General features: G+C 73.7%; 23 protein-coding genes and 1 riboswitch. Of the genes, 2 read left to right on the top strand and 21 right to left on the bottom strand.

Annotated features, from left to right (window positions below; genetic code table 11):
* Window positions 1–56: 56 nt before the first annotated feature.
* Window positions 57–229: riboswitch (FMN riboswitch) on the bottom strand.
* Window positions 230–309: 80 nt separating this feature from the next.
* Entirely contained in the window at window positions 310–1,266 is a 957-nt protein-coding gene (locus tag GVV04_RS26200) for a response regulator (RefSeq protein WP_161691485.1), read from the bottom strand.
* A gap of 1 nt (window position 1,267) precedes the next feature.
* Complete coding sequence (rpe, locus tag GVV04_RS26195) at window positions 1,268–1,948, bottom strand: ribulose-phosphate 3-epimerase (protein ID WP_161691483.1); 681 nt, start codon at window positions 1,946–1,948, stop codon at window positions 1,268–1,270.
* 424 nt (window positions 1,949–2,372) lie between these two features.
* On the opposite strand from rpe, the gene GVV04_RS26190 reads away from it, so the two are divergent.
* Window positions 2,373–3,260 (top strand): septum formation family protein, encoded by an 888-nt coding sequence (locus tag GVV04_RS26190; protein ID WP_161691481.1) that lies wholly within the window; start codon window positions 2,373–2,375, stop codon window positions 3,258–3,260.
* Window positions 3,261–3,338: 78 nt separating this feature from the next.
* Here the strand turns inward: GVV04_RS26190 and GVV04_RS26185 are convergent, their stop codons facing one another.
* The 18 genes from GVV04_RS26185 to pyrR form a co-directional block, all read right to left on the bottom strand.
* Window positions 3,339–4,865 (bottom strand): RsmB/NOP family class I SAM-dependent RNA methyltransferase, encoded by a 1,527-nt coding sequence (locus GVV04_RS26185; RefSeq protein WP_161691479.1) that lies wholly within the window; start codon window positions 4,863–4,865, stop codon window positions 3,339–3,341.
* Complete coding sequence (gene fmt / locus GVV04_RS26180) at window positions 4,862–5,788, bottom strand: methionyl-tRNA formyltransferase (RefSeq protein ID WP_161691477.1); 927 nt, start codon at window positions 5,786–5,788, stop codon at window positions 4,862–4,864. Before fmt ends, GVV04_RS26185 begins: the two co-directional genes overlap by 4 nt.
* 5 nt (window positions 5,789–5,793) lie before the next feature.
* Entirely contained in the window at window positions 5,794–6,354 is a 561-nt protein-coding gene (def, locus tag GVV04_RS26175) for a peptide deformylase (protein ID WP_161691475.1), read from the bottom strand.
* Window positions 6,355–6,563: 209 nt separating this feature from the next.
* On the bottom strand, window positions 6,564–7,547 hold the full coding sequence (locus GVV04_RS26170) for an AAA family ATPase (protein ID WP_161691473.1): 984 nt from the start codon (window positions 7,545–7,547) through the stop codon (window positions 6,564–6,566).
* Between the two features lie 307 nt (window positions 7,548–7,854).
* Entirely contained in the window at window positions 7,855–9,828 is a 1,974-nt protein-coding gene (locus tag GVV04_RS26165) for a primosomal protein N' (protein ID WP_161691614.1), read from the bottom strand.
* The gene (metK, locus tag GVV04_RS26160; protein WP_161691471.1) at window positions 9,825–11,018 is read right to left on the bottom strand and encodes a methionine adenosyltransferase; all 1,194 of its coding nucleotides are present in this window, start codon (window positions 11,016–11,018) and stop codon (window positions 9,825–9,827) included. The genes GVV04_RS26165 and metK overlap by 4 nt, the downstream gene beginning before the upstream one ends.
* 84 nt (window positions 11,019–11,102) lie before the next feature.
* Complete coding sequence (gene coaBC, locus GVV04_RS26155) at window positions 11,103–12,311, bottom strand: bifunctional phosphopantothenoylcysteine decarboxylase/phosphopantothenate--cysteine ligase CoaBC (RefSeq protein WP_161691469.1); 1,209 nt, start codon at window positions 12,309–12,311, stop codon at window positions 11,103–11,105.
* 15 nt (window positions 12,312–12,326) lie between these two features.
* On the bottom strand, window positions 12,327–12,590 hold the full coding sequence (gene rpoZ / locus GVV04_RS26150) for a DNA-directed RNA polymerase subunit omega (protein WP_074318577.1): 264 nt from the start codon (window positions 12,588–12,590) through the stop codon (window positions 12,327–12,329).
* 46 nt (window positions 12,591–12,636) lie between these two features.
* Entirely contained in the window at window positions 12,637–13,170 is a 534-nt protein-coding gene (locus GVV04_RS26145) for a nucleoside/nucleotide kinase family protein (RefSeq protein WP_161691467.1), read from the bottom strand.
* A gap of 50 nt (window positions 13,171–13,220) precedes the next feature.
* Window positions 13,221–13,538 (bottom strand): integration host factor, actinobacterial type, encoded by a 318-nt coding sequence (gene mihF / locus GVV04_RS26140; RefSeq protein ID WP_161691465.1) that lies wholly within the window; start codon window positions 13,536–13,538, stop codon window positions 13,221–13,223.
* A gap of 179 nt (window positions 13,539–13,717) precedes the next feature.
* The gene (gene pyrF / locus GVV04_RS26135) at window positions 13,718–14,554 is read right to left on the bottom strand and encodes an orotidine-5'-phosphate decarboxylase (RefSeq protein ID WP_161691463.1); all 837 of its coding nucleotides are present in this window, start codon (window positions 14,552–14,554) and stop codon (window positions 13,718–13,720) included.
* A gap of 126 nt (window positions 14,555–14,680) precedes the next feature.
* Window positions 14,681–15,955 carry an adenosylmethionine--8-amino-7-oxononanoate transaminase gene (locus GVV04_RS26130; RefSeq protein ID WP_161691461.1) on the bottom strand — a complete coding sequence of 425 codons (1,275 nt, stop codon included), beginning with the start codon at window positions 15,953–15,955 and terminating at the stop codon, window positions 14,681–14,683.
* A 175-nt stretch (window positions 15,956–16,130) separates the two neighbouring features.
* Window positions 16,131–17,168: a quinone-dependent dihydroorotate dehydrogenase gene (locus tag GVV04_RS26125; RefSeq protein WP_161691612.1), complete on the bottom strand. Its 1,038-nt coding sequence runs from the start codon at window positions 17,166–17,168 to the stop codon at window positions 16,131–16,133.
* Between the two features lie 49 nt (window positions 17,169–17,217).
* The gene (gene carB / locus GVV04_RS26120) at window positions 17,218–20,565 is read right to left on the bottom strand and encodes a carbamoyl-phosphate synthase large subunit (protein ID WP_161691459.1); all 3,348 of its coding nucleotides are present in this window, start codon (window positions 20,563–20,565) and stop codon (window positions 17,218–17,220) included.
* Window positions 20,558–21,742: a glutamine-hydrolyzing carbamoyl-phosphate synthase small subunit gene (gene carA / locus GVV04_RS26115; RefSeq protein ID WP_161691457.1), complete on the bottom strand. Its 1,185-nt coding sequence runs from the start codon at window positions 21,740–21,742 to the stop codon at window positions 20,558–20,560. Before carA ends, carB begins: the two co-directional genes overlap by 8 nt.
* 58 nt (window positions 21,743–21,800) lie before the next feature.
* Entirely contained in the window at window positions 21,801–23,078 is a 1,278-nt protein-coding gene (locus GVV04_RS26110; protein ID WP_161691455.1) for a dihydroorotase, read from the bottom strand.
* Window positions 23,075–24,001 (bottom strand): aspartate carbamoyltransferase catalytic subunit, encoded by a 927-nt coding sequence (locus GVV04_RS26105; protein ID WP_161691453.1) that lies wholly within the window; start codon window positions 23,999–24,001, stop codon window positions 23,075–23,077. The genes GVV04_RS26110 and GVV04_RS26105 overlap by 4 nt, the downstream gene beginning before the upstream one ends.
* Entirely contained in the window at window positions 23,998–24,585 is a 588-nt protein-coding gene (gene pyrR / locus GVV04_RS26100; RefSeq protein WP_161691451.1) for a bifunctional pyr operon transcriptional regulator/uracil phosphoribosyltransferase PyrR, read from the bottom strand. The genes GVV04_RS26105 and pyrR overlap by 4 nt, the downstream gene beginning before the upstream one ends.
* 282 nt (window positions 24,586–24,867) lie before the next feature.
* On the opposite strand from pyrR, the gene bldD reads away from it, so the two are divergent.
* Entirely contained in the window at window positions 24,868–25,356 is a 489-nt protein-coding gene (gene bldD, locus GVV04_RS26095; protein WP_161691449.1) for a transcriptional regulator BldD, read from the top strand.
* 80 nt (window positions 25,357–25,436) lie between these two features.
* On the opposite strand, the gene nusB is transcribed toward bldD, so the two are convergent.
* Entirely contained in the window at window positions 25,437–25,847 is a 411-nt protein-coding gene (gene nusB / locus GVV04_RS26090; RefSeq protein ID WP_201754183.1) for a transcription antitermination factor NusB, read from the bottom strand.
* Window positions 25,848–25,869 lie beyond the last annotated feature (22 nt).

The raw sequence follows: 25,869 nt of genomic DNA, 5'->3' as shown, positions 1-25,869 counted from the left end.
CCGGGGGAAGCCCGGACAGCGCTGAGGTCAGCGGCCGGCAGGGCCCGCCCCGTCCCGCGCGCTGTCTCCCATCCGGACTTTCTGGGGGTGGGTTGACCCGCCCCCAACCGTCGGCCCCGGAATCTCACCAGGTCCACCGGGCGGCAGTCGCCGTCCGGGTCGCGGGCTTACCACGGTCACACCGTGGATCACCGCCGGTTCGGAATTACACCGAGTCCCGCCAGCGCGTGGTGGGTACCCCAGAAGTGTGGCACGGTACGCGTCACGCGTCTGCCCTCGGGGGAGCTACCTCACACAGGTAGGCAATATTCAAGAAAGACTGCGTCGCCGGTCGACCGCCACGTACGAACCCGGCTGGCTCTTGGCCACGGACTTCATCTCGGAGGCGGCCGCGATCGCCTCCAACGGGTTGATCAGCCGCTTGCCCGCGTCGGACACGGACACCCCGATCGACAGGGTGACCAGCGCCGCGCGCTGGATGTTGCCCCGGCGGTCCTTCAGCTCGACGTAGCCGCGCTCGGCGTCGGACGGGTCGTAGAGCCGGTCGGCGGCGGTCTCGAAGTCCACCACCGCCCGGGAGGTCAGCGGCCGGACCTGCTCGGGGGTGCAGACGATGACGAAGTCGTCGCCGCCGACGTGACCGAGGAAGGCCGGTGGCAGCCCGATCGCGACGACCGCCCGGTGCAGGCTGCGGGCCAGCGCCGAGATGAACTCGTCGCCCCGGACGAAGCCGTACCGGTCGTTGACGCTCTTGAACCGGTCGATGTCGACGTAGCCGACCGCGTAGTCGACGCCGCTGCGCACCCGGTCGGTGATCTCCCGCCGGATCCGGGAGTTGCCGGGCAGGCCGGTCAGCGGGGAGACCTCGCGGAACTCCTTGTTGCGCCGCAGGGTGGAGCTGACCCGGGCCACCAGCTCGGCGGTGTCGAAGGGCTTGACCAGGTAGTCGTCCGCGCCGGCGCTGAGCCCGTGGACCTTGTCCACGGTCATCCCCTTGGCGGTCAGCATGATCACCGGCAGGGCTGAGGTCATCGGGTCGGCGCGCAGCCGCCGGGTCAGCTCCAGCCCGTCGATGCGCGGCATCATCAGGTCGACCACCGCCAGGTCCGGCCGCTGCCGCTCGATCACCTCGAGTGCCTCCTGGCCGTCGCCGGCGTGGATCACCTCGAAGCCGTGCAGCCGCAGGTTGAACTCGACGAACCGGGCGATGTCGGCGTCGTCGTCGACGACGAGGATGACGTCGGGTCGTTCCTCGGCCGGCTCCACCTCAGACCCCGGAGGCCGCGCGCTCCGCCAGGCCCCGCAGGCGGCGGACCGCCTCGGCGGGGTCGTCGGCGCCGTAGACCGCGGTGCCGGCGACGAAGGCGTCCGCCCCGGCGGCGGCGGCCTGCTCGATGGTGTCCGCGGCGATCCCGCCGTCGACCTCGATGCGCAGCTCCAGGTGGCCCGCGTCGACGTGCCGCCGGGCGGCGCTCACCTTGTCCAGCAGCTCCGGGAGGAACCGTTGCCCACCGAACCCAGCCTTGATCGTCATGATCAGCAGCGTGTCGAAGCTGGGCAGCAGCTCCAGGTACGGCTCGATCGGGGTGTCCCGGTCGATGGCCAGCCCGGCCTTCGCCCCGGCGGCCCGCAGGTCCTTCGCCAGCGCCACCGGGTTGTCGCACGCCTCGGCGTGGAACGTGACGTTGTACGCCCCCGCGTCGGCGTACCCGGGGGCCCAGCGGTGCGGGTCGGTGATCATCAGGTGCACGTCGAACGGCAGCTCGGTCGCCGCCCGCAGGCTCTGCACCACGGGCAGCCCGATGGTCAGGTTCGGCACGAAGTGGTTGTCCATGACATCGACGTGCAGCCAGTCCGCCGCCCCCTCGACGGCGCGAACCTCCTCGGCCAGACGGGCGAAATCGGCGGCGAGGATGCTGGGCGCGACGATCAGCGGCGGTACGGTCACCGGGCCAGTGTACGAATGCGGTCGTCCGCCGCCAGCAGCACGGCACCATGCGGGACGCGTTGTGATCCGGTCGTGACCGCTGGTGGGGAACCATCCGGGCCCGGCGGAAGATCCCGGGCGGCCCGGCAGCCCCCCGCCGATCGCCCGGAACGTGGTGAGCGTCCAAGCAGGACGGTCACCTGAGCCGCACGCGGGCGGGGCCCATCTGCTACCCGCCGGCAGGGCGGGAATGGGAAAAATGGCGACCGGGGCGTGCGCTGTCCGCCCTGGAGCGACGACCGCAAACTCAGCCGTTCGGCGCGGGGTGCCGGGCCGCAGGGACTACCCGCGAGTTGGGCGCTGGTGCCGTATGCTCCCGCACCGTGGCGCGATCGGCGACGGAGACCGATGTTCCGCGACCATCGGCGACGGGGAGGTCGGACGGATGCGGCGATGGTGGACGGCGGTGGCCGTGGGTGCGGGCGCGGTGGTGGCGCTGGCCGGCTGCGGCACACCCGCCGGGGTGGACGGTGACCTCGCCGACGACTGGCGGGCGATGGCCGCGCCGACGCAGTTCGTGCCGGCCGCCGGGACCTGCCACACCACGTTCTCCGACGTCGGTTACCTCAGCGGCTACAACCCGGTGGACTGCGGCACGACCCACCGGGTGGAGACCATCCACGTCGGCACGCTGACCGGCGCGGTCGCCGAGCTGAGCGCTTCCCCGCCCGCCGGGTCGGCCGGGATGAAGACCACCCGTGGCGAGTGCGACCGGGAGGTCAACAAGGCCGTCGGCGCCGAGTGGCGCGGGGGCCGGCTGTTCCTGTCCGTGGTCTTCCCGTCCCGGCAGGCGTGGGAGGGCGGGGCGCGGTGGTTCCGCTGCGACCTCAACGAGTTGGAGAGCGTCGACGACTCCAGCGTCGTGCCCCGCAGCGGCAGCCTCAAGGGCGCGCTGACCGGGAGCTCCACCCTGGTCTACCGCTGCTTCAACCCGAAGATCGTCAAGGACGACATCAAGTCGATGGCCCCCACCCCGTGCACCAGCAAGCACCGGGCCGAGTTCGTCGGGGTCTACAAGGCCCCGGACGTGGCCTACAACCAGCTCGACAAGAACCGGCTGCGCATCCACCGGGGGTGCCGTTCCCTGATCGCCTCGTACGCCAAGGTGCCCAACAACGGCGACCTGCAGTACCGGGCGGGGACGATCTTCTACCACCCCAGCGAAGAGGAGTGGAAGGACGGCGTCCGGGGGGTCCAGTGCTTCCTCTGGGTCGACCGCAACCTCACCCGCTCGGCGAAGGGCGCCGGGGCCAAGGTCCTGCCGGTCCAGTGACCCGACCCGCCGGGGGCGGCGGGAACTGACGCAGAAGGAGGGGGCGGCCAGCGGGCCGCCCCCTCCTTCACGTGTCGCTCAGCCCCGGCGCAGCACGGCGAGGAACATGGCGTCCGTGCCGTGCCGGTGCGGCCACAACTGCACCGACGGCCCGTCACCCAACCCCGGCATCCCGGCCGGCAGCAGCGGCCGGGCGTCGACGAAGTCCGCCGGCACCCCGGCACGCCGGGCCGCCTCGGTCACCGTCACGTGCGTCTCCACGGTGTGCGGGGAGCAGGTCACGTAGGCCACCAGGCCGCCCGGGCGGACCGCCCGCAGCGCCGCCACCAACAGCTCCCGCTGCAACCGGGTCAGCGGCGGCAGGTCCGACGGCTGCTTGCGCCAACGGGCCTCCGGCCGGCGGCGCAGCGCGCCCAGCCCGGTGCACGGCGCGTCGACCAGCACCCGGTCGAAGTGCGCCTCCGGCAGCTCCGAGTCGGCGCCGACGGTGCGCCCGTCGGTGTGCAGCACGTCGACCGGCAGCCCCCGGGTGGCCTGGCTGACCAGCCGGGCCCGGTGCTCGGAGACCTCGACGGCGGTAAGCCGGGCACCGCGCTGGGCGGCGAGCGCCCCGAGCAGCGCGGCCTTCCCACCGGGCCCGGCGCACAGGTCCAGCCAGTGGCCGTCCGGGCCGTCCAACGGGGCGACCGCCAGGGCGGTGGCCACCAGCTGGGAGCCCTCGTCCTGGACGTGCGCCCGGCCCTCGACCACCGCCGGCAGGTCGCCGGGGGCACCGCCACCGAGGTAGACCGCGTACGGGGAGAACGCCCCGGGGGCGCCCCCGGCCTCGTCGGCCAGCTCGACCGGATCGGCCCGGCCCGGCCGGGCGCACAGGTGCACCGGTGGGCGCTCGTTGTTCTCGATCAGCAGGCGGGTGGTCTCGCCCAGGTCGCCGCCGAGCGCCTCGGCGAACGACCGCACGATCCACTGCGGGTGGCTGTAGGCCAGGGCCAGGTGCCCGATCGGGTCGGTCTCGAACGCCGGGGCGAGCTTCGCCACCCAGGCGTCGGCATCCCGGCTGGACACCTCGCGCATCACCGCGTTGGCGAAGCCGGTGGCGCTGATGGCGACCGTGCGGACCAGGTCGACCGTCGAGGAGACCGCCGCGTGCGCCGGCACCCGGGTGTGCAGGAGCTGGTACGCGCCCAGCCGCAACGCGTCGCGCACCGGCGGGTCGATCCGGGCCACGTCCCGGCCTGCGGCGTCGGTGAGGATCGCGTCGAGGGTGCCGGTGTGCCGCAGCGAGCCGTAGGTGAGCTCGGTGGCGAAGGCGGCGTCCCGGCCGGTCAGCCCCTCCTCGCGCAGCATCGCCGGCAGCACCAGGTTGGCGTACGCGTCGTCCCGGTGCACCGCCGCGACGGCCTGGTACGCGACGTGCCGGGGCAGGTCCACGGCGGGCCGCACCGGCCGCCGGCCGCCCTGCCGGTCCTCGCCGCCCCGACCGCCCCGGGCCGACCGGTCACCGTAGCCGGGCCGGTCACCTCGCGGGCCGCCCGACGACCGCTCGGGGCGCGGGTCGCGCTGCTCGTCGTACCGGCGCGCCGGCCGTTCCGTCGGCCCGGTCATGCGAGCTCCTCCCCGGCGGAGACCCGGACGCCGCGCGCCCAGTCGCTCGCCGGCATGGCCTTCTTGCCAGCCGCCCGCACCTCGCCGAGGGTCACCGGGACGGTGCCCGTACCGGCCAGCACCCGGGACTTCTCCACCAACAGCTCGCCCGCCTTCAGCTCGGGGCCGTCCGGCACCGGGACGACCGGGCCGAGCTTGACCCGCTCGCCCCGGAACGTGGTCCACGGGCCGGGGGCCGGGGTGCACGCGCGGACCCGCCGGTCCACCGCGAACGCGGGGTCGCCCCAGCGCACCCGTGCGTCCTCGACGGTCAGCTTCGGCGCGAGCGACACCCCGTCGGCCGGCTGCGGCTCGGCCCGGCCGGTGCCCGCCGCGATCGCGTCGAGGACGGCCACCAGCAGGCCGGCGCCGGAGTGGGCGAGGCGCTCCAGCAGGTCCCCGGAGGTGTCGGTGGGGCGGACCTCGTCGGTGAGGGTGCCGTAGACCGGGCCGGTGTCCAGCCCCTCCTCCAGCTCGAAGACGCTGGCGCCGGTCAGCTCGTCGCCGTGCAGCACGGCGTGCTGGACCGGGGCCGCGCCGCGCCACGCGGGCAGCAGCGAGAAGTGCAGGTTGACCCAGCCGTGCCGGGGGATCTCCAGCGCGGCCGGGGGCACCAGCGCGCCGTACGCGACCACCGGGGCGCAGTCGGGGGCCAGCTCGCGCAGCCGGTCGAGGAACTCCGGCTCGCGCGGACGGGCCGGCGTGAGCACCTCGACGCCGTGCTCGTCGGCCCACGCGCCGACGGGCGAGCGGACCAGGCCCCGGCCACGGCCGGCGGGGGCGTCGGGACGGGTGACGACGGCGACCAGCTCGTGGTCGGAGGCCGCGACGGCGGCCAGTGCGGGGACGGCGACGGCCGGGGTACCGGCGAAGACGAGGCGCATCGGCGTCACCGACCCAGACCGAAGGGGCTGCCGGCGGCGTGCGGGTTGAGCTTGACCGTCGGCGGGGTGGTCGGGTCGTACCAGTCCGCCTGGCGGATCGCCTTCATCGCCTCCTTGCGGCCTTCCGGGTCCAGCCGGTCGACGAAGAGCACGCCGTCGAGGTGGTCGGTCTCGTGCTGGACGCAGCGGGCCATCAGGCCGGCGCCGACGATCTGCACCGGGTCGCCGTAGCCGTTGAAGCCCTTGGCGATCACGTTCTGCCGGCGCTTGGTGTCGAAGTAGAGCCCGGGGATGGACAGGCAGCCCTCCGGGCCGTCCTGCTCCTCGGCGTCGGGGAACTCCAGCACCGGGTTGACCAGGTGGCCGAGCACGTCGTCGACGTCGAAGGCGAACACCCGCAGGCCCACGCCGAGCTGCGGCGCGGCCAGGCCGGCGCCGTTCTGCTCACGCATCGTGTCGGTCAGGTCGGCGACGAGCTTGCGCAGCTCGACGTCGAAGTCGACCACCGGATCGGCCGGTGTGCGCAGCACCGGGTCCCCGAACAGACGGATGGGCTGGACGGTCACTCGGGGGTGCTCCTTCGGTCGGACGATGGTCGTGCCGTACCAGTCTACGGAGTGCGCTCGGTGACGCCGGCCGGCGTACCGCGATCGGTAGCCGGGGACTCGTCGCGCAGGGTGACTGGCAGAGTGGCGTAGCCGAGCGGGGTCAGCCGGGCCCGGCGCTCGCACGCCGGCCCGCGTCAGCCCCGGGAGCCGGCTCGCGGGGCCGGCCCTCAGGCGATCGAGGCCGGGTCGCCGGCGAGCACGGTGTCCCCGGCGCGCAGGCAGTGCTCCGGAAGCGGGAGCTGGATCTTGTGGGCCGCCTCCCAGTCGTACACGAGGCCGGGGCGGACCTGGGCGGCGAAGTAGTCCACCGCGCTCATCCCGCCGACCACCGGCTCCTCCACCTCGGCGACCAGCCGCGCGGGGACCAGCGGGAACCCGTTCTGCAGGGCGGCGCTGAGCCGGCGGTGGCCGTCGACGACGAAGAAGTACTCCCCGGTGAAGCCGATGGTCAGCGGCTCCAGCGACTCGTCACCGCCGTGGGCGACCTCACCGACGAACCCGGCGTCCCACAGCCCGCGCAGCGTGCCGATGTCCTCCGTCGGGTAGACCCGGGCCGGGTCGAGCAGCAGCAGCGGCGGGGCGTCGCGGAGCACGTCGGCGCCGATCCGACCCTCGTACACGTCGATGATGTGCTTGATCACCTGCTCCGGGTTGGCCCGGGTGGAGTCGCAGATCAGGTCGTAGTTGCGCAGCCGGGCCTTGTCGACGCCGTAGCGGACGACGAACCGGCCCCGCTCGCTCTCGCTGCGCTCGCGCAGCTTGGCCTTCGCCTCCTCCAGGGAGGCGTAGCTCTCGGCCGGGCCGGAGGGGCGGGCCAGCACCCGGCGGGCGGCCTCGGTCGGCTCGGTGATCATGTGCACCTTGAGCGCGTCGGTGAAGAAGTGCCAGGCCAGCCGGGAGTCCATCACCAGGCTCTCGCCGGAGGCGGCGATGTCCTGCTGGAGCTGGTCGACGTAGCCGTCGACGGCCTGGTCCAGCTCGGCGTGCAGGTTGAGCTGGAGCGCGGTCATGTCCCGCTCCTGCGCCATCTGGCGGTAGAGGTCGCCGACGCTCACCCGGCGCAACTCCAGCCGCTTGGCGATCTCGACGGAAACGGTGCTCTTGCCGCTGCCGAGGTCACCGTTGAAGACGATCGATTGACGAACGGTCACGACTGATCCACCCCTGATCACCGGCTGATTGACATCATCGACATGGCGTCCTACCGACGCGCTTCCGCCATCGTCGCGCGATCCGTGCGCCCAGGCATGACGGGCGATGCTATCACGCAGGCACCAGCACGGACCGTGACGGCGCTCGGAACCGGTCGCCGTCACCCGAGCCTCCACCGCCCGCCCGCCCGGCCGGGCCGGGGGCGACGGCGGGCCCTTTGCGGCACGCGGGGCGTAACCGGCACGCGAGCGGCGGCGTGCCCGGGCGATGGCGCACGTAGGCGGCGGCGGGCCCGGACGGCGGCGCTCAGAACATGGTCAGTGGGTCGACCTGGAGGCGCACCGGGTCGGCCGCCTTGCGGGCGGCGCGGACCCCGGCGGCCGAGTGCAGCGCCCCGGCCAGGGCCGCCGCCCGGGCCCGGGGCACCCGGACCAGCATCCGTTCCCGGTCGCCGTCGGCGGGGACCGGGCCGAGCAGCTCCGCCTCCTCGGGCAGCCGGGCCTCGGCCAGCAGGTCGGCCACCGCGTCGGCCGAGCCGGTGACGCTGGCCATCCGCACCGCCGGGGGGAAGCCCAGCTCGCGGCGCTCGGCCAGTTCCCGGGCGGCGAACCAGGCGGCGTCCCAGCGCAGCAGTGCCTGCACCGGGACGAGGGCGCCGTCGGCGACCACCACCACCCGGCCGCCGGCCCCGGCGGGGCGGGCCAGCGCGGCGGCGGCCAGCCAGCGGCGCAGCGCCTCCTCGCCGGCCCGCAGGTCGGCCCGGGTGAGCAGGGCCCACGAGTCGAGCAGCAGCACCGCGCCGTAGCCGCCCTCGGCGACCGGCTCGGCGCCGGGGGTGGCCACCACCAGGCCGGCCCCGCCGGGCACCGTGGTGAGCACCTCCTCCCGCCCGGAGGTGCGCACGGGCACGCCGGGGAAGGCCCGGCCCAGCTCCTCGGCGGTGCGCCGGGCGCCGGTGACGGAGGCCCGCAGCCGCCGCCCCCCACACTCCGGGCAGGCATATGCGGCGGCGATCCGGCCGCACCAGCGGCAGGTGGGCGGGCCGTCGGCCGACGGCAGGGCGAGCGGGCCGGCGCAGTGCGGGCAGCGGGCCGGGGTCCGGCACTCGGCGCAGGAGATCGAGGGCAGGTAGCCGCGGCGGGGCACCTGGACCAGCACCGGCGCGTCGGCACGGACCGCGTCGCGGGCGGCGGTCCAGGCCAGGCTGGGCAGCCGGGCCGTGGCCGCGCCGGGGTCGCGGGCCAGTTGCGGGTCGTCGCCGGTCGGGGCGATGGCGGGGGTACGCGCCCGCACGGTCGCCCGGTCGGCGACCACCTCCCGGGCCCAGCCGGTCTCCACCAGCAGTTGCGCCTCGGCGCTGCGCGCGTACCCGCCGACCAGGGCCGCCGCGTCGGCGAGCTGGGCGCGGGTGAGCAGCACCTCGCGGGCGTGCGGGTAGGGCGCACGCGGCTCGGCGTGCAGGTCGTCGCCGTCGTCGATGACGGCGACCAGGCCGAGCCGGGCCACCGGGGCGAACATGGCGGCCCGGGTGCCGATCACCACGGACACGTCCCCGCGCCGGGCCGCCAGGAACGCGCGGTAACGGCGGGCCGGGCCGGCGGCGGCGGCCAGGGCGACGTGCCGGCCGTCACCCAGGGCGACGGTCAGCGCCGCGTCGAGGCGGTCGAGGTCCCGGGCGTCGGGAACCACGACGACGGCGCCCCGGCCGCCGGCCACGGTGGCGGCGACCGCCTCGGCGTACCGGGCGGGCCAGTCCTCCCCGGGCAGGGCGGACCAGACCGCGCGGGCGGGCCGGCCCTCGGTCAGGGCGCGCAGGAACGCCGGCCCGGCCGGGTACGCCCGCCAGCCGTCCGCCTCGGGGGGATCCAGCGGGGCCGGGGGCTCGGGCGGGGTGTGTGGCTCCTTCTCCACCCGGGCGTGCCGGGGCGGCACGGCCAGCCGGAGCACGTCGGCGAGGCTGCCGGCGTACCGGTCGGCGACGGCCCGGGCCAGCCGGGCGACCTCGGGGGCCAGCACGGGCTCCGGCGAGACGACCTTCTCCAGGTACGCCAGCTTGCCGGTGTGCCCGGAGTCGTCGGCCCGCTCAAGCAGCCAGCCGTCGACGAGCTGGCCGGCGAAGCGCACCTTCACCCGCGTCCCGGGGGCCGCAGCCTCGTCCAGCTCGGCGGGGACCAGGTAGTCGAAGGGGCGGTCGAGGTGGGCCAGCGGGACGTCCACGCAGACACGAGCGACCGGCGACCCGTCCGCGGGTCGCCGGTCGCTGCGCCTGGTGCCGGTCAGGCTCCCGCGGCCGACTTGAGGTCGGCGGCCCGGTCGGTGCTCTCCCAGGTCAGGTCGGGCAGTTCCCGGCCGAAGTGGCCGTACGCCGCGGTCTGCCGGTAGATCGGGCGGAGCAGGTTCAGGTCCCGGATGATGGCGGCCGGGCGCAGGTCGAAGACCTCGGACACGGCCTTCTCGATCGCGGCGACCGCCACCGTCTCGGTGCCGAACGTCTCGATGAACAGGCTCACCGGGTGGGCCTTGCCGATCGCGTACGCGACCTGCGCCTCGCAGCGCTCGGCGAGGCCGGCGGCCACCACGTTCTTGGCCACCCAGCGCATCGCGTACGCCGCCGAGCGGTCCACCTTCGACGGGTCCTTGCCGGAGAACGCGCCGCCACCGTGCCGGGCGTACCCGCCGTAGGTGTCGACGATGATCTTCCGGCCGGTCAGGCCGGCGTCGCCCATCGGGCCGCCGATCTCGAACCGCCCGGTCGGGTTGACCAGCAGCCGGTAGTCGTCGGTGTCGAGGCCGAGGCTGTCCAGCTCCGGGGCGATGACGTGGTCGCGCACGTCCGGGGTGAGCAGGCTGTCCAGCGAGATGTCGGCCGCGTGCTGGCTGGACACGACGACCGTGTTGAGCCGGACCGGGCGCAGCCCCTCGTACTCGATGGTGACCTGGGTCTTGCCGTCCGGCCGCAGGTACGGGATCGTGCCGTCCTTGCGCACGGCGGTCAGCCGGCGGGCCAGCCGGTGCGCCAGGGCGATCGGCAGCGGCATCAGCTCGGGAGTCTCCGAGCAGGCGAAGCCGAACATCATGCCCTGGTCGCCGGCGCCCTGGGCGTCCAGGGCGCTCTCCGACGAGCCGGTGCGCAGCTCCATCGCGTTGTCCACGCCCTGCGCGATGTCCGGGGACTGGGCCCCGATGGACACGCTCACGCCGCAGGAGGCGCCGTCGAAGCCCTTCTTCGAGGAGTCGTAGCCGATATCCAGGATCGTCTCCCGGACGATGGTGGGGATGTCGGCGTACGCCTTGGTCGTCACCTCGCCGGCCACGTGCACCTGGCCGGTGGTGATCAGGGTCTCGACGGCTACGCGACTGTGCGCGTCTTGGGCGAGCAGTGCGTCGAGAATGCCGTCGCTGATCTGGTCGGCGATCTTGTCCGGGTGGCCTTCCGTGACCGATTCGGACGTGAAGAGGCGGCGTGTCACGGCACTCCTAAGTATGTGAAAGGTCGTTCTGTGGAGTGTAGTCACCCACACTCGCACAGCAATCGATCGGTCAGGTCGCCATCACTATGCGGACACTCCGACCAGCCGCGTCACCACGAGGTCCCAGACGCCGTCGGCGAGGTCCTCCTTGGACTGTTCGGGCAGGGTGTGCACCGCGCCGTCCGCGCCGATGACGGTCGCCGCGTTGGTCTCGGCACCGAAGACCTTGTCCGGGCCGACCTCGTTGACGACGACGAGGTCCGCCCGTTTGCGGGCGAGCTTGGCCCGGCCGTTGGCCTCCGCGTCGCCGGTCTCGGCCGCGAACACCACCAGCACCTGTTCCGGTCGGCGGCGCCGGCCCAACTCGGCGGCGATATCCGGGTTCGTGACGAGTTCGATCGTAGGTGGCCCGGCATCCGATTTCTTGATTTTGCCCGGTGAATAGGTGGCGGGCCGGAAGTCGGCGGGCGCCGCCGCCATCACCACCGCATCGGCCGCCGCGGCGGCCTTCAGGGTGGCCTCGCGCAGCTCCTCGGTGGTGCCGACCCGGACCAGGTCGACGCCGGCCGGGTCGGCGAGCGTCACGTTGGCGGAGACCAGGGTGACCCGGGCGCCGCGGGCGACCGCGGCGCGGGCGAAGGCGTACCCCTGCTTGCCGGACGAGCGGTTGCCCAGGAACCGGACCGGGTCGAGCGGCTCCCGGGTGCCGCCGGCGGTCACCACCACGTGGCGGCCGGCCAGGTCTGCCGGGGAGTCGACGCCGCGGGCCAGCGCCCGCCGGGCGACGGCGAAGATCTCGGCCGGGTCCGGCAGCCGCCCCTTGCCGCTGTCGGCGCCGGTGAGCCGGCCGACGGCGGGCTCGATGACCCGGACGCCCCGGGAGCGCAGCGTGGCGACGTTGGCCACGGTGGCCGCGTTCTCCCACATCTCGGTGTGCATCGCCGGGGCGAGCAGCACCGGGCAACGGGCCGTGAGCAGCGTGTTGGTGAGCAGGTCGTCGGCGAGCCCGTGGGCGGCGCGGGCGAGCAGGTCGGCGGTGGCGGGGGCGACCACGACCAGGTCGGCCCGCTGCCCGAGCCGGACGTGCGGCACCTCGTGCACGTCGGACCAGACGTCGTCGGCGACCGGCTGGCCGGACAGGGCGGCCCAGGTCGGCGCCCCGACGAAGCGGAGCGCCGACGCGGTCGGCACGACGCGGACCCGGTGCCCCGACTCGGTGAACAACCGCAGCAGCTCACACGCCTTGTAGGCGGCGACGCCGCCGCCCACCCCGAGGACGATCTCGGCGGACATCGACGCGCGGCGAGACTACGGCTGGTCGGTGGGCTCGGCGGTGAGCAGGCCCCCGTTGATCTCGCGCATGGCGATGGAGAGGGGCTTCTCCTGGGGGGTGGTCTCCACGAGGGGGCCGACGTACTCCAGCAGGCCCTCGCCGAGCTGGCTGTAGTAGGCGTTGACCTGGCGGGCCCGCTTGGCGGCGAAGATCACCAGGGCGTACTTCGACGTCGTCTTCTCAAGGAGCTCGTCGATCGGCGGGTTGGTGATGCCTTCGGGGTTGGCGATGGATCCCACGAAATAACCTCTGCGTCTCTGTTACCGCGCGGACGCGGTGGGTCGCTCAACCACGCAGACGCGGTTGAGCCGGAGCCGGGAAAGAAGAACCGAGCAAGCCTACCAGTCCGTCCACCACCCGCCCGGTCAGGTCGTGCGCCACGACGTGCTCGGCGACGGCCGCGACGGCCGGCTCCGGCCGCCAGCCGGGCGGGGCGAGCAGGACCAGTCGGGCGTCCGGGTGCGCCGCGCGGACGGCGAGCGCGCCGCGTAGGTCGAGCGGGAGCAGCACCGGCTGGCCGGCGGCGAGCCGCGCGAGGACCGGCCCGGCCGGGGTGCCGCAGGCGTGCGGCCCGACCCGGGCCCACTCCAGCAGCCGGCCGGCGGCGACCAGCCGGTCGAACTCCGCCGGGTCGAGGAACAGCCGGTCGACGCCGTCCCGCTCACCCGCCCGGCGAGGGCGGGTGGTGGCCGGCACCGGCGTCCACACCGACGGAGAACGCGCCCGGAACAGCTCGACGACACTGCCCACGCCGGCCCCGGAGGGACCGGTCAGGACGGTGAGCCGGGCCGCCGGGCGCGCCTCGTCATCCGTGCTCACGGCTCGTTTCTACACGCTGCCGTGGTCAGGTGACGGCGAACCCGTCGTGCTCAGTTGGCGGCGAACTCGCCGAGCAGCGCCTTACGCTGCTGCTCGCCCAGGCCCCGCAGCCGGCGGCTGTCGGCGATCTTGAGCTTCTCCATGATCTGGGTGGCCCGGATCTTGCCGATGCCCGGCATCGCCTGCAGGACGGCCGAAACCTTGAGCTTGCCGACGACATCGTCGCCCTCGGCCCGCGCGAGGACGGAGGCGAGAGTGGTCTTGCCCTGCTTGAGCTGCTCCTTCAGCTCAGCACGGGCCTTGCGGATCTCCGCAGCCTTTTCGAGCGCGGCTGCGCGTTGCTCGGGGGTCAGTGACGGGAGGGGCACCAGTTCTCCTCAGGTCCCTATAGCGACGGGCGGGACGCCACGCCGCAGCTGTGAAACGTGAAGTCGCCGGAAACCAAAGGGGTCCATGGTTCCCAGCGCGGGGAAAACTAGCGGTCGCGGGCGCATTCGGCAACGTGGGCGCGCGGCGACCACGGCAAAGTGACCGAGCCTTCACTCAGTCAGGCCCCGCCGAGGGCCGCCCGACACTCAGTCAGGACCCGGTCCGCGGCGGCCCGCAGCGCGGCCACGTCGGGCCCGGCGTGCAGCACCTCGCGGGAGTACGACGGGAGCACCGACGGCAGGCTGGAACCGAAGACCGTACGCAGATCGGCCGCCGTGGCGCCCTGCGCGCCGAGCCCCGGGGCGAGCAGCGGACCGTGCACGGCGGAGAGGTCGTGACCCGTGTCACCGATGGTCGCGCCGACCACCAGGCCGAAGCTGCCGAGCGGCTCGGCACCCCGGTTGAGCTGCGCAATCTCGTCGATCACCGTCTGCGCGACGGTGCGCCCGTCGGCGGCGCGGGCGCGCTGCACGGCGGCCCCCTCCGGGTTGGACGTCAGCGCCAGGACGAAGACCCCGCCGCCGTGCGTGGCGGCGAGCTCGAACATCGGGGCCAGCGACCCTACTCCCAGGTAGGGGCTCGCCGTGAGCGCGTCGACATACAGCGAGCTGGATGGATCGAGGTACGCGGAGGCGTACGCCGCGACGGTCGAGCCGATGTCCCCACGCTTGACGTCAAGCAGAACGAGCGAGCCGGAATCCCGCAACTGTCGGATAGTTGACTCCAGAACGGACACGCCGCGGGAGCCGAAGCGCTCGAAGAACGCGGACTGTGGCTTGACGACCGCAACCCGCTCGCCGAGCGCCTCCACCACGGTGCGGCAGAAGCGCTCCAGCCCGTTGACGTCGTCCGACAGGCCCCACCGGGCCAGCAACCCCGGATGCGGGTCGATGCCCACGCACAGCGGCCCACGCTCCGCCACCGCCCGGTGCAACCGGCCACCGAAGCTCTCCATCCGACATCTCCCTCTCTCGATCTCTCCCCGGGGCGCGGCACCCGCCGCACCCCGATGCGCGCCGTAACCGGCGCGGCTGACCGATCCGGGACATGCCACGCCGGACCGGTGGATCCGCGACGCGGGTCAGCCGACCGCCACCGCGGCGGCGATCCCGGCCGCGATCCGGGCGACGTCGGCGTCGCCGGTGACGTACGGGGGCATCGTGTAGACCAGGTCGCGGAACGGCCGCAGCCAGACCCCCTGCTCCACCGCGGCGGCGGTGGCCTTCGTGAGGTCCACCTCATGGTCGAGCTGGACCACGCCGATCGCGCCGAGCACCCGCACGTCGGCCACCCCCGGCGCGCCCCGCAGCGGCTCCAGACCGGCCCGCAGGCCCGCGCCCACCCTCGACACCTCGGCGGCCCAGTCTCCGGCCCGCAGCAGCCCGATGGAGGCGTTGGCGACCGCGCAGGCGAGCGGATTGCCCATGAACGTCGGCCCGTGCGCCAGCACCCCGTCGCGGGAGATGCCCCACGCCACCTCCGCCGTGCACAGCGCGGCGGCCAGCGTCAGGTACCCGCCGGTGAGCGCCTTGCCGACGCAGAGCACGTCGGGACTCACCCCGGCGTGCTCGGCGGCGAACATCGTCCCGGTGCGGCCGAAGCCGGTGGCGATCTCGTCGAAGACCAGCAGCACGCCGTGGGCCCGGGTCACCTCGCGCAGCACCCGCAGGTACTCCGGATGGTGGAAGCGCATCCCGCCGGCGCCCTGCACCACCGGCTCGACGATCACGGCGGCCAGCTCGTCGGCGTGCCGCCGCACGGCGTCCGTCAGCGCCGTCACGTACGCCGGATCGGGGGGCGAGTCGAAGCCGCCCGGCGGCACGGGCGCGAACACCTGCCGGGGCAGCACGTCGCCCCAGAGGTGGTGCATGCCGCCCTCGGGGTCGCAGACGCTCATCGGGTGGAACGTGTCGCCGTGATAGCCGCCCCGCCAGGTGCCCAACCGGCGCCGCTCCGGCCGCCCGACGGCCCGCTGGTACTGCAGGCACATCTTCACCGCGACCTCGACGCTCACCGAGCCGGAGTCGCACAGGAAGACCCGTTCCAGCCCTTCCGGGGCCAGCTCGACCAGCGTGCCGGCCAGCCGCACCGCCGGCTCGTGGGTCAGCCCGCCGAACATCACGTGGCTCATCCGGCCGAGCTGGTCGGTGACCGCCGCGTCCAGCGCCGGGTGCCGGTAGCCGTGGATGGCCGCCCACCAGGACGACATCCCGTCCACCAGCTCCCGGCCGTCGGCCAGCCGCAGCCGCACCCCCTGGGCGCTCTCCACCACGTAGGGCGCCGTGGCCGGCGGCAGCGCCGCGTACGGGTGCCACACGTGCTCGCGGTCGGCGGCGAGGATCTCCTCGGGCGTCACAGGGCCCTCCTCCGTGTCCTCGCGGGCGTGTCGCGCGGACCGGCCCCGACCCCCACGCCCCCCTTTGCGCTGCTGCCACGGACGCAACACTCGCTGCCCGGCCGCGGGACGGCAGCCGTTGCGCCCGCGGCAGCAGAGCAAAGGGGGCGGGGGGACGATGTCGCCGGGTCCCCGTTCACCGGGTGTCGGCCGGTGTTGTCGCCCTGCCGGCCGTGCGGGCCACCGCCCGGACCAGGGCAGGGCCCCGATAGATGAACCCGGTGTAGAGCTGGACCAGGGACGCGCCCGCGTCGAACATCCGGGCTGCGTCGTCGGGGTCGACGATGCCGCCCACCCCGACCACCGGGAGCCGCCCCCCGGTCTCCCGATGGACGAAGGAGACCACCTCCCGGGCGCGGGCGGCCAGCGGGCGGCCGGACAGGCCACCCTGCTCCGCGCCCCGCGCCCGGTCGGCCGGGGCGAGCCCGTCGCGGGCCAGGGTGGTGTTGGTGGCGATCACCCCGGCCGCGCCCCGGGCCAGGCAGACCTCCAGCAGCTCGGCGATCGCCTGGTCGGTCAGGTCCGGGGCGATCTTCACCAGCACCGGCTTCTCCCCCACCAGGGCCGCCAGGAGCGCGTCCAGGTGCGACCGGTCCTGCAACGCGCGCAGGCCCGGGGTGTTCGGCGAGGAGACGTTGACCGCGAAGTAGTCGCCGTGCCCACGCAACGCCCGGTAGGAGGCGAGGTAGTCCTGCACCGCCTCGTCCAGCGGGGTCACCTTGGACTTGCCCAGCGAGATCCCCAGCGGCACCCCGATCGGGCGGGGCAGCGCGGCCAGCCGGCCCGCCAGCGCCACCGCGCCGGCGTTGTTGAAGCCCATCCGGTTCACCACGGCCTCGCTGTCGCGCAGCCGGAACAGCCGGGGCCGGGGGTTGCCCGGCTGGGCGTGCGCGGTGACCGTGCCGACCTCGACGAAGCCGAAGCCGAGCGCCGGCCACGCCGGCAGCGCCGCGCCGTCCTTGTCCATCCCGGCGGCCAGCCCCACCGGGTTCGGGAACTCCACCCCGAACACCGTCCGGGGTGCCCGCACGGCGTACCGGGCCCGCAGCCCGGCGAGCGCCACGGGCGACCGGGACACGGCGGCCAGCCGCCGCAGCGTCCACTCATGCGCCGCCTCGGCGTCCCCGCCCCCCACCCGGAACAACCCGGACCGCACGACCTTCTCAAACATCACCACGCCCACACCCTCCCCGGGTCACACCGCCGCGTCGATCCGGGTGGGGTCATCGGGTGGCTCGGAGGGTGGCGTGCAGGTCCTGGAGGGGGCGGACCTGCATGTCGCCGCGGATGTGGGCCTCGATGCCCATCACCGCCGCCGCCGCGCCCGGGACGGTGGTGATGCACGGGATGTCGGCCGTCACGGCGGCGCTGCGGATCTCGTAGCCGTCGGAGCGGGCGCTCGCCCCGGAGCCCTGCGGGGTGTTGACCACCAGCGCCACGTCGCCCCCGAGGATCATCGAGACCGCGTCCTCGCCCGCGCCCGACTCGTAGTGCTTGCGGATCTGCTCGCAGGCGATGCCGTGCCGGCGCAGCACCTCCGCGGTGCCGGTGGTGGCGACGATCTCGAAGCCGAGGTCGGCCAGGCGCTTGATCGGGAAGATCATGCCGCGCTTGTCCCGGTTGGCCACCGAGACGAAGATCCGCCCGGCGGTCGGCAGCGACCCGTACGCGGCGGCCTGGCTCTTGGCGAAGGCGTGACCGAAGTTCGTGTCGATGCCCATCACCTCGCCGGTGGACTTCATCTCCGGGCCGAGCAGCGAGTCGATGCCCTTGCCCGACGGGGTGCGGAACCGCTTGAACGGCAGCACCGCCTCCTTCACCGCGATCGGCGCGTCGGCCGGCATCGTGCCGCCGTCGCCGGTCGGCGGGAGCAGCCCCTCGGCGCGCAGCTCGGCGATGGTGGCGCCGAGGGCGATCCGGGCCGCCGCCTTGGCCAGCGGCACCGCCGTGGCCTTGGACACGAACGGGACCGTCCGGGATGCCCGCGGGTTCGCCTCCAACACGTACAGCACGTCGTCCTTGAGCGCGTACTGGACGTTGAGCAGGCCGCGCACCCCCACGCCCCGGGCGATCGCCTCGGTGTACCGGCGCACCTCCGCCAGGTGCGAGCCGGCCAGGGTGATCGGCGGCAGCGCGCAGGACGAGTCGCCGGAGTGGATGCCGGCCTCCTCGATGTGCTCCATCACCCCGCCGAGGTACACCTCACCGTCGGCGTCGCACAGCGCGTCCACGTCGATCTCGATGGCGTCGTCGAGGAACCGGTCGACCAGCACCGGGCGGTCCGGGGAGATCTCGGTGGCCCGGCCGATGTAGTCGCGCAGTGTCGGGTCGTCGTAGACGATCTCCATGCCCCGCCCGCCCAGCACGTACGACGGGCGGACCAGCACCGGGTAGCCGATCTCCTCGGCGATCGCCTTGGCCTCCTCGTACGAGGTGGCCATGCCGTGCGCGGGGGCGCGCAGCCCGGCCCGGGCCAGCACCGACCCGAAGGCGCCGCGCTCCTCGGCCAGGTGGATCGACTCCGGCGAGGTGCCCACCACCGGCACGCCCGCGTTCTTCAGCCGCTGTGCCAGGCCCAGCGGGGTCTGCCCGCCGAGCTGCACGATCACCCCGACCACGCCCGGCCCGCCGGCCGCCCGGCCGGACGAGTCCTCGGCGTGCCAGACCTCCAGCACGTCCTCGAAGGTCAGCGGCTCGAAGTAGAGCCGGTCGGCGGTGTCGTAGTCGGTGGAGACGGTCTCCGGATTGCAGTTGACCATCACCGTCTCGTAGCCGACCGCCCTGAGCGCCATCACGGCGTGCACGCACGAGTAGTCGAACTCGATGCCCTGGCCGATCCGGTTCGGCCCGGAGCCCAGGATGAGCACCTTGGGCCGGTCCGACGGCGCGACCTCGGTCTCGGAGTCGTACGTCGAGTAGTGGTAAGGGGTGGTCGCCTCGAACTCGGCGGCGCAGGTGTCCACCGTCTTGTAGACGGGCCGGATGTCGAGGCGGTGGCGCAGCGTGCGTACCCCGTCCTCGGCGGCCAGCTCCGGCCGGAGCGCGGCGAGCTGCCGGTCGGACAGGCCGGCCCGCTTGGCCCGGCGCAGCAGGTCGCCGTCGAGGACCGGGGCGTCCACGATCTCCGCCCGCAGCTCCACCAGCGCGGCGATCTGGTCCAGGAACCACGGGTCCATCCCGCCGGACGCGGCGGTGACCTCGGCGATCGACGCGCCGAGGCGCAGCGCCCGCTCGACGGTGTACAGCCGGCCGTCGTGCGGGACGCGCAGCGCGGCGAGGGTGTCCTCCCGGCTTGCCCCCGTCGGGTCCGGGGTGGTCCAGAAACCCGATGATTTGGTTTCCATCGAGCGCATCGCCTTGTTCAGCGCCTCGGTGAAGTTGCGGCCGAGGCTCATCGCCTCGCCCACCGACTTCATGGTGGTGGTCAGCTCCGGGTCCGCGCCGGGGAACTTCTCGAACGCGAACCGGGGAATCTTCACCACCACGTAGTCCAGGGTCGGCTCGAACGCCGCCGGGGTCTTGCGCGTGATGTCGTTGGGGATCTCGTCGAGGGTGTATCCGATGGCCAGCTTCGCGGCGATCTTCGCGATCGGGAAGCCGGTCGCCTTCGACGCCAGCGCCGAGGAGCGGGACACCCGGGGGTTCATCTCGATCACGACGATCCGGCCGTCGGCCGGGTTCACCGCGAACTGGATGTTGCAGCCGCCGGTGTCCACCCCGACCTCGCGCAGCACGGCGATGCCCAGGTCGCGCAGGCCCTGGTACTCCCGGTCGGTCAGCGTCATGGCCGGGGCCACGGTGACGCTGTCGCCGGTGTGCACGCCCATCGGGTCGATGTTCTCGATCGAGCAGACCACCACCACGTTGTCGTTGCGGTCACGCATGAGTTCGAGCTCGTACTCCTTCCAGCCGAGCACGCTCTCCTCGATGAGCACCTCGTGCACCGGGCTGGCGGCCAGGCCCGCCCCGGCGATCCGCGCCAGGTCGGCATCCGTGTGCGCCATGCCGGAGCCCAGGCCGCCCATGGTGAACGACGGCCGGATCACCACCGGCAGGCCCAGCTCGGCGACGGTCGCCTCGACCTCGGCCATGGAGTGGCAGACCCGGGAGCGCGGCACCAGGCCGGTCGGGTCGGCGATGCCGATCCGGGCGCCGGCCTTCGCCACGACGTCCTTGAAGAGCTGCCGGTCCTCGCCCCGGTTGATGGCGTCGATGTTCGCGCCGATCAGCTCCACGCCGTACTTCTCCAGGATGCCCGCGGAGTGCAGGGCGACCGCGGTGTTCAGCGCGGTCTGCCCGCCGAGGGTGGGCAGCAGGGCGTCGGGGCGTTCCTTGGCGATGACCAGCTCGACGAACTCCGGGGTGATCGGCTCGACGTATGTGGCGTCGGCGAACTCCGGGTCGGTCATGATGGTCGCCGGGTTGGAGTTGACCAGGCTGACCCGGATCCCCTCGCTGCGCAGCACCTGACACGCCTGCGTGCCGGAGTAGTCGAACTCGCAGGCCTGCCCGATGACGATCGGCCCGGAGCCGATCACCAGGATGTGCTTGAGATCGGTCCGCTTAGGCATTCGTGCGCCCCTCGGTGTGGGTCCGGCCCTCGATGAGCTCGGCGAAGCGGTCGAAGAGGTAGTCCGCGTCGTGCGGGCCGGCCGCCGCCTCCGGGTGGTACTGGACGGTGAAGGCGGGCACGTCCTTCGCCCGCAGCCCCTCGACCACGTTGTCATTGAGGCAGACGTGCGACACCTGGACGCCGCCGAACTCGGTCTCGATCACCTGGTCGGGGACGACCACGCCCGGGACCTGCACGGCGCCGGGCTCCTGGTCGCGGCCCGGCCAGGCGACCGCGAAGCCGTGGTTGTGGCTGGTCACCTCGACCTTGCCGGTGACCCGGTCGAGCACCGGCTGGTTGATGCCGCGGTGGCCGTAGCCGAGCTTGTACGTGCCGAAGCCCAGCGCCCGGCCGAGGATCTGGCTGCCGAAGCAGATGCCGAACAGCGGGATTCGCCGGCGCAGCACCTCCCGGGCGAGCCCGACCGGGCCGTCGGCGGTGGCCGGGTCACCCGGGCCGGGCGAGATGAACACCGCGTCCGCGCCCGTGGCGAGCAGGTCGTCGATGCCCGACGAGGCGGGCAGGACGTGGGTGGTGACCCCGCGCGCGGCGAGCCGGCGCGGCACGTTGCGCTTGATGCCGAGGTCCAGCGCGGCCACGGTGAACCGGTGCTCGCCCTCGGCCTCGACCACGTACGGCTGCGCCGTGCTCACCTCGGCGGACAGGTCCGCGCCGACCATCTGCGGCGCCTGGCGGACCCGGGCCAGCAGGGCGCGCGGGTCGTCGTCGACGCTGGAGATGCCGACCCGCATCGCGCCGCGCTCGCGCAGGTGCCGGGTCAGCGCCCGGGTGTCCACCCCGCCGATGCCGACGACGCCCTCGGCGGCGAGCCGGTCCTCCAGCCCGCCGGTGGCCCGCCAGTTCGAGCCGATCCGGGCCGGGTCACGGACCACGTACCCGGCGACCCAGATCCGGCCGGACTCGTCGTCCTCGCCGTTGACGCCGGTGTTGCCGATGTGCGGCGCGGTCTGCACCACGACCTGCCGGTGGTAGGACGGGTCGGTCAGGGTCTCCTGGTAGCCGGTCATGCCGGTGTTGAAGACCGCCTCGCCGAAGGTCTCCCCGACGCTGCCGTACGCCTCGCCGTGGAACGTGCGCCCGTCCTCAAGGACGAGAATCGCGGGACGCCTTCTCATGCCGCACTTCCTTCGGTCCGGACTGCGGGGCTCCGCTCCGCTGCACTCCTCGCTCGAATCACTTGACAGCCTTTCCGTCCAGGACCGTCGGCTCGCCGCGCAGGAAGGTCGCCACGATGCGACCTGGCAGCGTCATGCGGGCGTACGGGGTGTTGCGACTGTGGCTGGCCAGCTCGGCGGGCTCGACGACCCACCGGGCGGCCGGGTCGACCAGGGTGAGGTTGGCCGGCACGCCGGGGGCCGGGTCGAGGCCGTGGGAGTCGAGCCCGGCGATCCGGGCCGGGGCGCGGGACATCCGCTCGGCGATCAGCTCCCACTGCGGGCCGAGCACGTCCAGGGCGATCGACAGCGCCGTCTCCAGCCCGAGCATGCCCGGCCGGGCGTACGCCCATTCGCACTCCTTGTCCTCCACGGCGTGCGGGGCGTGGTCGGTGGCGATGATGTCGATCACGCCCTCGGCGAGCGCGACGCGCAGCGCGGCGACGTCGGTGGCGGTGCGCAGCGGCGGGTTGACCTTGTACACCGGGTCGTAGGTGGTCGCCTTGACGTCGGTCAGCAGCAGGTGGTGCGGGGTGACCTCGGCGGTGACCCGGACGCCGCGTGCCTTGGCCTGGCGCAGCACCTCGACGCTGCCGGCCGTGGAGACGTGGCAGACGTGCAGCCGGCTGCCGACGTGCTCGGCGAGCAGCACGTCCCGGGCGATGATCGCCTCCTCGGCGACCGCCGGCCAGCCGGTCAGCCCGAGCCGGGTGGAGACCTCGCCCTCGTGCATCTGCGCGCCCTCGGTGAGCCGGGGCTCCTCGGCGTGCTGGGCGATGATCCCGTCGAACGCCTTGACGTACTCCAGGGCCCGGCGCATCAGCAACGGGTCGGCGACGCAGTGCCCGTCGTCGGAGAAGATCCGCACCTGGGCCGCCGAGTCGGCCATCGCGCCCAGCTCGGCGAGGCGCTCGCCGGCCAGGCCGACGGTGACCGCGCCGATCGGCTGCACGTCGACCAGGCCGGCCTCCCGGCCGAGCCGCCAGACCTGCTCGACCACCCCGGCGGTGTCGGCGACCGGGGAGGTGTTGGCCATCGCGCAGACCGCCGTGTACCCGCCCAGCGCCGCCGCCCGGGAGCCGGACTCGACGGTCTCGGCGTCCTCGCGGCCCGGCTCGCGCAGGTGGGTGTGCAGGTCGACCAGGCCGGGCAGGGCGACCAGCCCGGTGCCGTCGACCACCGTGGCGTCCGGCGCGCTCAGCCCCGCGCCGGTGGCGGCGACGACGCCGTCGCGGATCAGCAGGTCGGTCGGCGCGGCGCCGACGACGCTCACGTTGGTGATCAGGTACGCGGTCACAGCTTGTTCCCCCCGAGCAGGAGATAGAGGACGGCCATCCGCACGGAGACCCCGTTGGCGACCTGTTCGACGATGGTGGAGCGGGGCGAGTCGGCGACCTCGGGCGTGATCTCCATGCCCCGGTTCATCGGCCCGGGGTGCATGACGATCGCGTGCTCGGGCAGCCGGCGCATCCGCGGCCCGTCGAGCCCGTAGCGGCGGGCGTACTCGCGGGCGGAGGGGAAGTAGGAGTCCTTCATCCGTTCCCGCTGCACCCGCAGCATCATCACCACGTCCACGTCGGGGAGAACGACGTCGAGGTCGTAGGAGACGTCGGTGCCGGGGGCGAGGGCCGCCGCGATGTCGACGGGGATGAGGGTGGGCGGGCCGACCAGGGTGACCTTCGCGCCGAGGGTGGACAGCAGCAGCACGTTGGAGCGGGCCACCCGGGAGTGCAGCACGTCCCCGACCACCGCGACGTGCAGGCCGGCGAGCCGGCCCAGCCGGGAGCGCATCGTGTACGCGTCGAGCAGCGCCTGGGTGGGGTGCTCGTGGGTGCCGTCGCCGGCGTTGACCACCGACCCGTCCACCCAGTCGGCCAGCCGGTGCGGCGCGCCGGAGGCGGGGTGCCGGACGACCACCGCGTCGGCCCCCATCGCCTGGAGGGTGAGCGCGGTGTCCTTCAGGCTCTCGCCCTTGGTCACGCTGGAGCCCTTGGCCGAGAAGTTGATCACGTCGGCGCTGAGTCGCTTCGCCGCCGCCTCGAAGGAGATCCGGGTCCGGGTGGAGTCCTCGTAGAACAGGTTCACCACGGTCCGGCCGCGCAGCGCGGGCAGCTTCTTGACCTCGCGCCCGGCGACGGTGGCCATCTCGGCCGCGGTGTCCAGGATCTGGGTGGCGGTGGCGGCGTCCAGGTCGGCGGCGGAGAGCAGGTGACGGATCATGAGGGGAGCGCCTCTCCGTACAGCCGGACCTCGTCCGCGCCGTCGGTCTCGGCGAGGGTGACCCGCACGCTCTCGGCCAGCGCGGTCGGGATGTTCTTGCCGACGTAGTCGGCGCGGATGGGCAACTGCCGGTGGCCCCGGTCGACCAGCACGGCGAGCTGCACCGAGGCGGGGCGGCCGACGTCGCCGAGCGCGTCGAGGGCGGCCCGGACCGTGCGGCCGGAGAACAGCACGTCGTCGACGAGGACGACCCGCTTGCCGTCGATCCCGCCGGGCGGAAGCTGGGTCGGGCCGACCGCGCGGGTGGCGTTGCGGCGCAGGTCGTCGCGGTAGAGGGTGATGTCGAGCACACCCACCGGGACGGCGACGTCCTCGAAGGTGCTGATCCGGGCGGCGAGCCGCCTCGCCAGCGGCGCGCCCCGGGTGGGGATGCCGAGCAGCACGGTGTCGGCGGCGCCCTGGGTCTTTTCGAGGATCTGGTGGGCGATGCGGTCCACCACGCGCGAGACGTCCGCTGCGGTGAGGATCACCTTCACCGAGGGTTGTCGCGGTGGCGACGGATGGGCAGCCGATGGGTAGGCCACGGCGGACCTCCTTCCCCGCCTCACGGGACGGGTCGTTAAAGGATGTCTGGCACCTCCGGCGGACCGCGAACGGCCTGGCCGGGGCTCACGCCACGTTACCAGCGGTCACGGGGCCTTCCGCCGCCGGCACTGACCCCTGGATCAGGGTGGCGAATCGGGATAACTCACCCTGCGCTCCTCAACGGTAGGGTCACGACCACTTGACCAGGTGTCGCAATCCCCGTACCGTCACGCTCCGTAGCGATCGCTGGGAGAACCCCGAGCAGCACTGGGAGTGTCCGAATGCCCTCTGAATACGCCAAGTCGCTGGGCGCCCGCCTGCGCTCCATCCGCCAGCAGCAGGGCTTGTCCCTGCAGGGGGTGGAGGAGAAGTCGAGCGGGCGGTGGAAGGCCGTGGTGGTCGGCTCGTACGAGCGCGGTGACCGCGCCGTCACGGTGTCCCGCCTGGCCGAGCTGGCCGACTTCTACCGGGTGCCCGTCTCTGAGCTGCTGCCCGACGGCAGCGGGGTGCGTCACGAGCCCACCAGCAAGATCGTGCTGGACCTGGAGCGGCTCTACGACGAGGCCTCCGAGGAGCTGGCCTACGTCGCCCGGTACGCCCGCGCCATCCAGCAGCAGCGCGGCGACTACAACGGCCGGGTGCTCTCCATCCGCGCCGACGACCTGCGCGCCCTGGCGATCGTCTACGACGCCTCGCCGTCCGGGCTGATCGAGCGCCTCACCGAGCACGGCGTGCTCGTCGCCGACCCGCGGGCGTTCTTCGCGTCCTGACCCCGGTCGACAGATGGAAGGGCCCGTGCCGTCCGGCACGGGCCCTTCCATCGTCGTACGGGTGTGGCGACGCCGCCGGCTCAGCGGGTGGCGTACTCGGCGATCCGGCCGAGCACCCCGTTGAGGAAGCGCGGCGAGTCGTCGGTCGACATCTGCCGGGCCAGCTCGACGGCCTCGCTGATCGCCACCGGGTCGTCGAGCTCGTCGACGTAGAGCAGCTCGTACACCGCGATCCGGGCCAGGTTGCGGTCGACGACCGGCATCCGGTCCAGCGTCCAGCCCTCGGCGTAGCTGGCGATCAGCTCGTCGATCCGGTCCAGGTGCGCGGCCACCCCCTCGACGAGGCCGACCGCGTACCCGAGGTGCTCCGGGTGGGGCTTCTCGATCCGCTCGAGGTAGCCGGCGAGCACCTCCACCGGAGGCTGGTTACGCAGGTCGGCCTCGTAGAGCACGTCCAGCGCCCGCTTGCGCGCCTTCCGGCGTGCCGGCATCTGCTGCTTGGCGCCCTCGGCC

This window comes from Micromonospora rubida (assembly GCF_009908295.1).
Classification (GTDB): Bacteria; Actinomycetota; Actinomycetes; order Mycobacteriales; family Micromonosporaceae; genus Micromonospora; species Micromonospora rubida.
This window is presented reverse-complemented; position numbering and strand designations above follow the sequence as displayed.